This is a genomic window from Candidatus Oleimmundimicrobium sp. (assembly GCF_030651595.1).
In the GTDB taxonomy this organism is placed as follows: domain Bacteria; phylum Actinomycetota; class Aquicultoria; order UBA3085; family Oleimmundimicrobiaceae; genus JAUSCH01.
This window is the reverse complement of sequence record NZ_JAUSCH010000006.1, coordinates 1-10,924: the sequence shown is the minus strand read 5'-3', so window position 1 is coordinate 10,924 and position 10,924 is coordinate 1. Positions and strand designations below refer to the sequence as shown.

Here is a 10,924-nt window from a genome sequence, read left to right as displayed (position 1 = left end):
AAATCAATTTGAGCTTTGTAGTAATCCTCGCCTTCTTTTTGGGCTTCGGCAATTTCCTTAATAGCCTTCTCTTTTGCTTCTTTTGCCCTTTTGATATCAATTTCAGAAGCAAACTCCGCGAAATTGGCAAGGATAATAACTTTATCTTCCAAAACCTGAATATATCCTTTGTGCACGGCAACATATTCATATTTATTCTCATCAAGCTTCAATCTTAACTCTCCCACACCGAGAACAGCCACAAGAGGAGCATGAAGAGGTAAAACACCAATCTCCCCTTCTATCCCGTGGGCAACCACCATTTTTACATTTCCGCTGTATAATATGCGCTCAGGCGTAACGACTTCACACATTACAAACTTGTCAGCCATAAACAACTTGCTCCTTTATGCTTCTACCTCAACCGTTTCAAGCAATTTTTTGCCTTTTTCAACCGCGTCTTCAATTGTGCCGACCATATAAAAGGCCTGTTCGGGAAGTTCATCGTGTATGCCTTCCGCGATTTCTTTAAACCCTTTAATGGTATCTTTCAATGATACATAGATACCCGGATTCCCGGTAAATTGTTCCGCCACAAAAAATGGCTGTGAAAGAAACTTCTGTATCTTTCTGGCTCTCTGAACAATAACCTTATCATTTTCCGAAAGCTCATCCATACCCAAAATTGCGATAACGTCCTGCAGCTCCTTGTAGCGCTGTAAAACCTCCTGAACTTTGCGGGCAACCGAATAGTGCTCGTCACCGATAAAGGTGGCATCAAGAATCCTCGATGTCGAATCGAGAGGATCAACAGCAGGATATATTCCAAGCTCAGCAATCTGTCTCGACAAAACGGTAGTGGCATCAAGATGAGTAAACGTTGTCGCGGGCGCCGGGTCTGTTAAATCATCGGCAGGCACATAAATTGCCTGAACCGAGGTAATAGAACCTTTCTTGGTGGAAGTAATTCTCTCCTGCAATTCACCCATTTCAGTTCCCAAGGTTGGCTGGTAACCAACGGCCGAAGGCATCCTGCCCAAGAGAGCAGATACTTCAGAACCGGCCTGAACAAATCTAAATATATTGTCAACAAAGTAAAGGACATCTTGTCCTTGATCGCGAAAATACTCAGCCATCGTAAGTCCGGTTAAACCAACCCTTAATCTCGCCCCCGGGGGCTCGTTCATCTGGCCGTAAACGAGAGCCGTCTTGTTAATAACACCGGACTCCTTCATCTCCAACCATAAATCGTTACCTTCTCTGGTCCTTTCGCCAACACCGCTAAATACAGAATATCCGCCGTGTTCGGTGGCGATATTATGAATGAGTTCCATGATGAGAACGGTCTTTCCGACACCGGCACCTCCAAAGAGTCCGGTTTTTCCACCTTTAACATACGGTGCTAAAAGGTCTATAACCTTAATGCCAGTTTCAAAAATCTCGGTTGTTGGTTTCAGTTCTTCAAATTCGGGCGCCTTCCGATGAATTGGATATTTTTCTCTGGTAACAATGGGTTCACCATGGTCAATGACCTCCCCTAAAACATTAAATATCCTACCCAGTGTTTTTTCTCCAACAGGAACCATTATCGGCTCGCCCGTATCGATAACCTTCGTCCCTCTGGCAAGTCCGTCTGTTGAATCCATTGCAACGGCCCTTATTTGATTTTTTCCGATGTGCTTCTGAACCTCTACTATCAGTTCGGTCTTGCCCTCTGCTCCTTCTTTTTCAATCTTTAGAGCAGTATAAATTTCCGGTAAATTTCCGGAAGCAAACTCAACATCAACTACCGGTCCAATGACCTTGGTTATTCTTCCAATATTCATTAATTAACTCACCTCTTTATTTTAGTGCTTCTGCTCCACCAACAATTTCGGAAATTTCTTGCGTAATTTGAGCTTGCCTGGCCCTGTTAAAAGTCATTGTAAGCCGGCCAATCATCTCCACAGCATTATCGCTCGCGGCTTTCATGGCCGTCCGACGCGCGCCGTGCTCACTCGCCACAGATTCCATCAATGTTCGATAAACCAATGTCTCCACATAAGTTGGCAAAAGCTCGTAGAGCACTTTTTCAGGAGACGGCTCAAATATATAATCATCGCGAATTACACGCTCTTTTTCGTCTTCCACCATATCTTTTTCGATGGGTAAAATATTGTATTCAATCGGTCTTTGGTCCATTACGGATTTAAAGTGATTAAAGATAATCAAAACCTTGTCAACCTCGTGATTTATATACATCTCCATAATTTTAGCGGCAATTTCGCGGGCATCTTCAAATTTAGGTGAATCGCCAATCTCAGTATATTCTGACAACAATTCATAACCACGGTATTTAAAATAATTGATGCCCTTTTGTCCGGCAACCGATAGAACTACCTCGCATTCTGCTTGTTTTTCTCTTTCTAAAATACTTTCGGTTTTGCGAATGATATTTGTGTTAAAAGCTCCGCACAGTCCCCTGTTTGAGGTTATCGACAAAATATAGACCCGCTCCTGTTTTTCATGAACTTCCAAAAGCGGATGTTTCCCGGCTTTAACATATGAAGATAGGTTGGCAAGAACTTCCATCATCTTTGTAGCATAGGGGCGAGAGTTTTCGATTCCCTCCTGGGATCTCCTAATCTTTGCCCCCGCAACCATCTCCATGGTTCTTGTTATCTGCCTGGTGTTTTCAATACTCTTTATTCGTCTTTTTATCTCACGGGTTCTAGCCAAAATTCATACATCCCTTAAATAAAATTTATTGTTCCATGAAAGTTATTTTAAATTCCTCAATAGCTTTCTTTAAAGCTGTTTCGGTTCCTTCAGAAAGTACCTTTTCTTCACGAATCTTATGACTTATTTCAGGGTAATTCCCCTCTATGAACTGCAAAATATCTGCCTCAAACTGACAAACTCTATTCACGGAAATATCATCAAGATAACCTTTAACGCCAGCGTAAATGATAATGATTTGTTTCTCAACCGGCACCGGAACATAGCGGCCTTGTTTTAAAATTTCCACCATTCTCTCGCCACGCGCAAGCTGTGCCTTGGTCGTCTCATCCAGTTCTGAACCAAATTGGGCAAATGCTTCAAGCTCCCTGAATTGAGCCAAATCCAATCTCAAACTGCCCGCTACTTGCTTCATTGCCTTAATCTGCGCGTTACCTCCAACCCTGGAAACAGAGATACCCACGTTGATAGCGGGTCTCACTCCGGCAAAAAAGAGGTCGCTCTCCAAAAAAATCTGACCGTCCGTAATTGAAATTACGTTCGTTGGAATATATGCAGAAACATCACCTGCTTGAGTTTCGACAATAGGCAGAGCAGTTAATGAGCCGCCGCCATTTTTATCGCTCAGCTTTACCGCTCTCTCGAGCAAACGAGAGTGAAGATAAAAGATATCTCCCGGATAAGCTTCTCGGCCGGGAGGACGGCGCAAAACCAATGAAACTTGCCTATAAGCCTGAGCGTGTTTTGAAAGATCATCATATACACAAAGCGCGTGTCCGCCTTTATACATAAAATATTCAGCTATGGCACAGCCGGCATAAGGAGCAATATATTGAAGTGGTGCCGGCTCATCGGCAGGGGCGCTTACAACAACCGTGTAATCCATAGCTCCCCGATCCTCAAGATCTTTTACAACTTGGACAACAGTGGAAGCTTTCTGGCCTATGGCCACATAAACACAGATAACACCTTCTCCTTGCTGATTAATGATGGTATCGGTCGCAATGGCTGTCTTGCCGGTTTGCCTATCACCAATGATAAGCTCCCTTTGGCCTCGGCCAATTGGAATCATGGAATCAATGGCTTTTATCCCTGTCTGAAGTGGCTCTTTTACGGGCTGTCTTTCCACAACACCGGGCGCTTTCCATTCAATAGGCCTAAAGCTGTCCGCTTTTATGGGACCCTTTCCGTCAATGGGCTGCCCTAAAGCGTTTACTACCCTTCCCACCATGGCTTCGCCCACGGGAACCTGGAGTATTTTCCCTGTTCGCTTTACAACATCCCCCTCTTTGATTCCGGTGGCTTCACCCATAAGCACGGCGCCTATTCTATCTTCCTCTAAATTTAAAACCACTCCGTAAACACCATCGGGGAACTCCAGCATTTCGCCCGCCATTGCTCCAGGTAACCCTCTAACGAGAGCTACTCCGTCACCGGCTTCAAGAACCTCACCAACTTCAATAATCTCAAATCCCATATCCAGTTCATCTATTTTTTCCTTTAAAAGTTCAGGAATTCCCGTCATCTGAACCCAACCCCTTATCGCTTACAAATTTTTCCCTCAGCTTATCAAGTCTGCTGCGAATACTAAAGTCTAAAACCTTATCCCCCATGCGAATAACCATTCCACCAAGGATAGACTCATCTATAAACGTCTTAAGTAGGACATTTTTGCCAGTTAAACGGGAAAGTTTCTTCTGTAAACTAACGGTTAAATCTGGAGTCAATGGCACCACAGTTGTCACTTCAGCAACCATCTCAATAAACGTAAGTTGATTGGTAAGCCGAGAAAGCTCCTCTTGCAGCTTCGAAGCAATGGTAACTATTTCCTCAATGCTCTTTCCTGAAGTATCACCAACAACTGTATCAGCCTTCACAAATATCACCTAACTTTGCTGTGTATTCCTTTATTAAACTTAAATGATCCTTTTTGCTTAATGCCTTCTGAACAACCTTAGAAGAGGCATCGATGATTAAACCCGCCATTTTATCCTGAAGCTCCACTATAATTTTTTCTTTTTCTGAAGTCATCTCATGCTGAGCTGATTCAATCATTCTTTTAGATTCCTTATTTGCACTTTCAATTATTTCTTTTTTAATCCCCTCAGCAGCAACTCTACCCTGCTCTATTACCTGCTGGGCTTCTTTGCGAGCATTTTCTATCTGTTTTTGATAATCTGCAAACAATTTTTCTGCCTCAAGACGAGTTTTTTCGGCTTCATCTAAAGATTCTTTGATTTTGTTCTCCCGCTTTTCCAACATTCCTAAAATTGGCTTGTAAGCAATTTTTTTAAGCAAAACAAAAAGCAAAAGAAACGAAATCAAAGACCAAAAAATCAAACCCGTCTCGGGATGGAATAATACATCCACCTATTATCCACCTCCTTAAAACTTATTTAGTTACCAATAAAATAGCAATAACAAACGTGTACAAAGAAATAGCTTCAACCAACGCGGCCGCGATAATCATGGTTGTACGGATACCGCCTGCTGCTTCCGGCTGACGAGCAGAACCCTCAACAGAAGCCCTTGCCAACCAAGCAATTCCTAAACCGCAACTAATTGCAGCCAATGACATGGCCAAAGCTCCACATACATAAGCAATACCTTGTGCGTCCAAAATACTTCCTCCTCTCCTTAGTTAATTATTTTATTGTTCATTGTTGTCAAATTTTATTAGCTTAGAGTTTAGAAAAAAATCTCATGGCTCTCTGCTCTATGCTTTTAACCATGTCTCTATGTGGCCAAGTCCCTATGTCTCTACCCTTGAGATTGCCGCGTCGCCTACGGCTCCTCGCAATGACGAATGGGAATTTTTTCGTTTTTAACTTTACCCCTTACCCGTCACCCTATACAAAACAGTCGGGAGTCTCTTAGTGGGGAGTCGGTAGTTTGTTAGCCAGATTGCTGGTTTTGCCATACTCCATACTCTATACTCCATACTCTATCTGCCATCAGGTACTTTGAAATTAATTGAGATTTATTGTAATTTATTGAGATTGATAGCCGTTTCCTCAATCTCTACTTAATCTCTCTGCTTAATTTTTACTGAGTGCTGATATTGAAATTCATTGTAATTACCACTTAATTACAACTTAATTATCGCCTAATCTCCCCAATTACCGCCTAATTTCCATTTAATCTCTATCCCTTGCCCATCACCCTATATACCCTTATTTTGCTCTCCACTCTCTGCTCTATGCTTCTTGGTCTTCCTGAAAGCTGGTAGCTGGAGACTGGTAGCTCCTCTTATTTCATACCCTCCTAATTAGTGTCCGCCGTGAACGGCATCCGAAATATAAAGCGCTGAAAGCATGGCAAAGATATATGCCTGTAACAACGTAAATAACAACTCCAAAATTAAAATAATCACAGCCCCCAAAACAGGAGCCGGCGCAATGATTAAACTTTTAAACTGAATTATCAGACTCAAAAAGATTAAAAGGGCAATGTGCCCGGCAAGCATATTGGCAAAAAGACGAACTGCCAGAGAAAAGGGTTTGGCAAAAGCGCTTGGAATCTCGATGATGAAAAGAGCCGGCGCTAACGCTTTGGGCACTCCTTGGGGAACCCAACCCTTAAAATATTTAAAAGGGCCATGTTTAACAATTCCGATTATGTGAGTCGCAAAGAAAACCATAATTGCAAGGGTCCCGGTTACAAATATGTTGCTCGTGGGAGTAAATAAGCCGGGTATTAAACCGACTAAATTGCAGAACCAAATAAACATGAACAATGTCAAAATAAATGGCAGGTAAGGAAGTCCTTCTTTGCCCATCATGGTTAAGACGATATCATCGCGAACAAACTGGACAATCACCTCCACCAAGTTTTGAATTCCTTTCGGAACCAAGCTAACTTTTCTGGATGCCAGAAAAAATAAGACAAACACCGCCGCGGTCGCTATCCACATTGATATTACCGCTATGTTAATAGATGGGTCGATGGGCCCGATGTGAGGAAGATGAATTATGGGATGAAGATGAAAATGATGAAGTGGATCCAATATAATTACCCCTTTCCAATTTCTAACTTAGATGATTTAGCTAAATCGTTTATCAATTTTAATTCCACAAACAAAAGACAACTGTAAACAGCTATAAAGCTCCCGATAAGAGCATAAATATCCACCCGGGGAACCTTGATAAAGTAGTAAATTATACCGAGAACTAAAGGCAAACGAATTAAAAAACCGGGCAAAACAACCGCGCTCAGCGCATTTTTTTCACTCTTCATACATCTTGCAATCAAATAAGAAGCTACTCCAAAGTCAGCAGTAGCCATTGCAAACCCGGTAACTATGCCCCAAGCCCCCGAAATACCTCTTTCGTAATAAGCTCCCACAGTAACTAACAAGCAAAGCAAAAAACTTGCTAAAATAGACTTGCTAATCAAAGACACGGAGCTCGTCAACAAAATCAACCCTTTCGTTTATCCTTATCGTTCTCTTCTTTTTCAAGTTTAATTTTATTATAAAGCAATAAAAAAGCGCTTGTAACTCCCCATAAAACTCCCACAATCATAAACAAAGGGGTCGTACCCAACCACTTATCCAATAAATAACCTATGCCAAACCCTACCAAAATAGAACAAGCTAAATCTATCCCTATATTGCCATATCCTCTAACTTCACTTAGCCATGGTTTATTATCTTTATCTTTTTCACTTAACATTAAATCACAACTTTTAAATAATGCCATAAAGTAAATATTTATGACAAGAGATTTTTAAAAATTTTTTACTTTCTTAATTGCCTTATTTTAATTTCTGCCTCTTTAATCATTTTCTCGGCCAGTGAATCCAGATAAGCGTCCCGATAAATAATCTCTTTTATGCCCGCGTTTATCAGCATTTTAGCACAAAGAATACAGGGCTGGTGAGTGGTATATATCAAAGCTTCACCAATTTTTATGCCATGAAGAGCAGCTTGGATGATAGCGTTTTGCTCAGCATGAAGACCCCGACATAACTCGTGTTTTTCTCCTGAGGGAATATTCTGAAGTTCTCTAATGCAACCAACTTCAAGACAGTGTTTTAATCCCGACGGCGCGCCATTATAACCGGTAGCAAGAATTCTTTTATCTTTAACGATAACCGCGCCAACTTGGCGACGCAGACATGTTGAACGCGTCGAAACTTCTTCAGTTATCTTCATAAAATATTCATCCCAAGTTGGACGATTCATCTTGTTTACCTCATTTTTTAAATGAAAATATAAAATTGAAAAATGTAAAAACGACCTTTAAGTTCAGCCCTTAGCTAGCCACCAGCTCTCAGCTTCCAGCCGTCAGTCAAAAACCAATTAAGTAAAAAGGCGGCCTTTAAGTTCAGCCTTTAGCCTCTATCTAAAACACATCTAGGACAGAGAGTTCATTTCACCCTCCCCTTAATCCCCTCCCGTCAAGGGAGGGGGAAGAGAGGGGTTCAACCTCTAACCATAAGCCATTTGCTATCTGCTATCTTTTCTTTAGCAGTCATTTTTCCTCCTTTGGTAGATGTTTTTTTGCCAATCTCATCATACCAGAGAGGGAGTGACCGCTAATTGTTTTTAACTATCAACTGTCCGATAAGCTCTTAACCTGTACAACTTACCCTTTATCCTATACCCTTAATTTATTCTCTGCTCTATGTTTTTAGCCATTCGCTATCTGCCATCTGTCGCTTATGAGATTGCCGCGCTCCCTTCGGTCACTCGCAATGACGGAGAAGAATTGATCTTTAATCTTTTAATCCTTACTTTACCCGTTACCCTGTTAGTCGGGAGTCTCTTAGCAGGGAGTCGGGAGTTTGTTGGGCAAATTGCTGGTTTTACCATACTCCATACTCCATATTCCGTGATCTATTCGCCATCTGCCATTAAATATTTTGAAATTAATTGAGATTTATTGTAATTCATTGAGATTAATAGCCGTTTTCTCAATCTCTACTTAATCTCCACAAGTTTCCATTTAATCTCTACCTTTCCCCTATACCCCTTCTTTTTCCATATTCCATGATCTATTCGCCATCTGCCTACAATTCCGGGTAGAGCGGAAATTCCTCACAGAGTTTTTCAACTTTATTTTTTACTTCCGTATGAACCTTCTCGTTATCCATGTTTTCTAAAGTTCTTATCATCAACTCTCCGATTTTTTCCATTTCCTTTTCTTTCATCCCCCGAGTTGTAACGGCGGGAGTGCCTACTCTAATTCCGCTTGTAATAAAAGGACTCTTTGTCTCAAAAGGAATAGTACTCCTATTTAAAATAATTCCCACACTTTCAAGAACAACTTCCGCCTCTCTCCCTGTAATCCCTTTATCGGTTAAATCAACTAAGAAGAGGTGATTATCAGTCCCCCGGGAGACCAAACGATATCCGTTGTCCTGAAAAACACGTGACAAAATTTTAGCGTTTTTAATAATTTGTTTTTGATAATCCTTAAATTCATCGGTTAGAGCTTCTTTTAAGCAAACGGCCTTTGCGGTTATTTCATTCATTAAGGGACCGCCTTGAATACCGGGAAAGACCGTTTTGTCTATCGACTTAGCAAATCTCTCCTCACAAAAAACCATTCCACCCCTGGGTCCGCGGAGAGTTTTATGAGTAGTAGTAGTTGTAAATTGCGCGTGAGGAATTGGACTCGGATGAACACCGGCAGCAACTAAGCCGGCGATGTGAGCTATATCAGCCATCAAATAAGCGTTTACTTCATCAGCAATCTTGCGAAATGCCTCAAAATCAATGGTTCTCGGATAAGCGCTTGCCCCGGTAACTATCATTTTTGGCCTGTGTTTTTTAGCAATTTTTAAAATTTCATCATAGTCAAATATTTCAGTATCTTTGTTAACACCATAAAAAACAAAATCGTATAACTGACCCGAAAAGTTAACCGGACTACCGTGAGTTAAATGACCACCATGGCTAAGCTCCAAGCCCATAACTTTATCGCCGGGTTTTAAACAAGAAAAATACACCGCCATGTTTGCTTGTGAACCACTATGTGGTTGAACGTTTGCATGGTCCGCTCCGAAAATAATTTTAGCCCGTTCTATGGCTAATTTTTCAACAACATCTATAAATCCACACCCACCGTAATATCTTTTACCGGGGTAACCTTCCGCATACTTATTTGTAAAAACAGAACCAGTGGCTCTCATTACAGCTAAACTTGCAAAATTTTCAGAAGCAATAAGCTCCAAAGTTCCTTGCTGGCGCCTTAATTCATCCTCTATGGCCTTAGTTATCTCAGGGTCTATTTTAGATAAATTTTCCACTATTCAACCTCCGGTTTTTTTGAAGAATATTTTCTCTCCAACTTAGCAATCTTTGCAAGTCTCATTAAATGCCGCCCACCCTCAAATTCAGTTTTAAGCCACGTGTTTATAATTTTTTTAGCTTCTTTTAAATCAATCACACGCCGCCCTCCCATTGTGAGAACATTCGCGTCATTATGCTGCCTGCTAAGACGAGCGGACTCAATATCGTTACAAACGGCGGCTCTAACCCCGGGAATTTTGTTTGCCGTCATCGCGACTCCTATCCCTGAACCGCAAATGATAATACCTCTGTCAAATTTACCTGACGCCACCACCTCGGCCGCTCTCTCCGCATAGTCAGGATAATCAACAGATTCCGAGTTGTTTGTGCCAACATCCAAAATCTCCAGATTCTTTTCTTTTAAAAATACCTTTATTTTTTCTTTTAACTCGTAGCCGGCATGATCGCTGCCAATTGCAATCTTCAAACTATCTCCCCGCCTTAATATAAATTTTCATTAATATGCTTATAAAATTAACACCAAGCATTCGCTTCGTCCAATATTCTTATTAATTTTTTTAAAACTTTAAAATTTCCACTTTCCCTGCCTGCCGGTAGGCAGGTAGTGGGGAGTCTGTTAGTCGGGAGTCGGGAGTTTGTTAGCCAGATTGCTGGTTTTACTATACTCTATACTCTATACTCAATACTCTCTCTGCCATCAGATACTTTGTAATTAATTGAGATTTATTGTAATATATGAAGATTGCTTCGTTGAGACTAATAGTAATTTATAGAAACTTATTGAGATTTGTAGAAATTAACAGTTACTTATTCGAAATTTCCACATAATCTCCATTAATTTCTACTTTCTTACTCCATACTCGTTATCCTTCTATACTCCATCCTCCATCAACCCCGCCAGAGGCGGGCAAGCATAAGCTATCTGCCCTTCCAAAGGCGGGCAGGCATCAGCTTACTTTCAACTTTCCC

The 10,924-nt window shown here is 41.2% G+C and carries 13 protein-coding genes; all 13 read right to left on the bottom strand.

The window, feature by feature from the left end; genetic code table 11:
• Positions 1-371 (bottom strand): ATP synthase F1 subunit epsilon (gene atpC, locus Q7U95_RS00985; protein WP_308751414.1); only part of this gene is annotated, 371 nt, incomplete at its 3' end.
• A gap of 15 nt (positions 372-386) precedes the next feature.
• On the bottom strand, positions 387-1,805 hold the full coding sequence (gene atpD / locus Q7U95_RS00980) for a F0F1 ATP synthase subunit beta (RefSeq protein ID WP_308751413.1): 1,419 nt from the start codon (positions 1,803-1,805) through the stop codon (positions 387-389).
• A gap of 16 nt (positions 1,806-1,821) precedes the next feature.
• Positions 1,822-2,697, bottom strand: a complete 876-nt coding sequence (atpG, locus tag Q7U95_RS00975) for an ATP synthase F1 subunit gamma (RefSeq protein WP_308751412.1) — start codon at positions 2,695-2,697, stop codon at positions 1,822-1,824.
• A 25-nt stretch (positions 2,698-2,722) separates the two neighbouring features.
• Positions 2,723-4,222 carry a F0F1 ATP synthase subunit alpha gene (gene atpA / locus Q7U95_RS00970; RefSeq protein ID WP_308751411.1) on the bottom strand — a complete coding sequence of 500 codons (1,500 nt, stop codon included), beginning with the start codon at positions 4,220-4,222 and terminating at the stop codon, positions 2,723-2,725.
• Positions 4,206-4,574: a F0F1 ATP synthase subunit delta gene (locus tag Q7U95_RS00965; RefSeq protein ID WP_308751410.1), complete on the bottom strand. Its 369-nt coding sequence runs from the start codon at positions 4,572-4,574 to the stop codon at positions 4,206-4,208. The genes atpA and Q7U95_RS00965 overlap by 17 nt, the downstream gene beginning before the upstream one ends.
• A complete protein-coding gene (atpF, locus tag Q7U95_RS00960) occupies positions 4,564-5,067 on the bottom strand; it encodes a F0F1 ATP synthase subunit B (protein ID WP_308751409.1) in 504 nt (167 codons plus the stop codon). The genes Q7U95_RS00965 and atpF overlap by 11 nt, the downstream gene beginning before the upstream one ends.
• A gap of 22 nt (positions 5,068-5,089) precedes the next feature.
• The gene (gene atpE / locus Q7U95_RS00955; RefSeq protein ID WP_308751408.1) at positions 5,090-5,317 is read right to left on the bottom strand and encodes an ATP synthase F0 subunit C; all 228 of its coding nucleotides are present in this window, start codon (positions 5,315-5,317) and stop codon (positions 5,090-5,092) included.
• Between the two features lie 648 nt (positions 5,318-5,965).
• Positions 5,966-6,703: a F0F1 ATP synthase subunit A gene (locus Q7U95_RS00950; RefSeq protein WP_308751407.1), complete on the bottom strand. Its 738-nt coding sequence runs from the start codon at positions 6,701-6,703 to the stop codon at positions 5,966-5,968.
• 5 nt (positions 6,704-6,708) lie between these two features.
• Positions 6,709-7,092: a hypothetical protein gene (locus tag Q7U95_RS00945; protein WP_308751406.1), complete on the bottom strand. Its 384-nt coding sequence runs from the start codon at positions 7,090-7,092 to the stop codon at positions 6,709-6,711.
• Between the two features lie 23 nt (positions 7,093-7,115).
• Entirely contained in the window at positions 7,116-7,397 is a 282-nt protein-coding gene (locus Q7U95_RS00940) for an AtpZ/AtpI family protein (protein WP_308751405.1), read from the bottom strand.
• Positions 7,398-7,435: 38 nt separating this feature from the next.
• Entirely contained in the window at positions 7,436-7,882 is a 447-nt protein-coding gene (locus Q7U95_RS00935; protein ID WP_308751404.1) for a cytidine/deoxycytidylate deaminase family protein, read from the bottom strand.
• Positions 7,883-8,709: 827 nt separating this feature from the next.
• Positions 8,710-9,951, bottom strand: a complete 1,242-nt coding sequence (gene glyA / locus Q7U95_RS00930; protein WP_308751403.1) for a serine hydroxymethyltransferase — start codon at positions 9,949-9,951, stop codon at positions 8,710-8,712.
• The gene (rpiB, locus tag Q7U95_RS00925; protein WP_308751402.1) at positions 9,951-10,421 is read right to left on the bottom strand and encodes a ribose 5-phosphate isomerase B; all 471 of its coding nucleotides are present in this window, start codon (positions 10,419-10,421) and stop codon (positions 9,951-9,953) included. The genes glyA and rpiB overlap by 1 nt, the downstream gene beginning before the upstream one ends.
• Positions 10,422-10,924 lie beyond the last annotated feature (503 nt).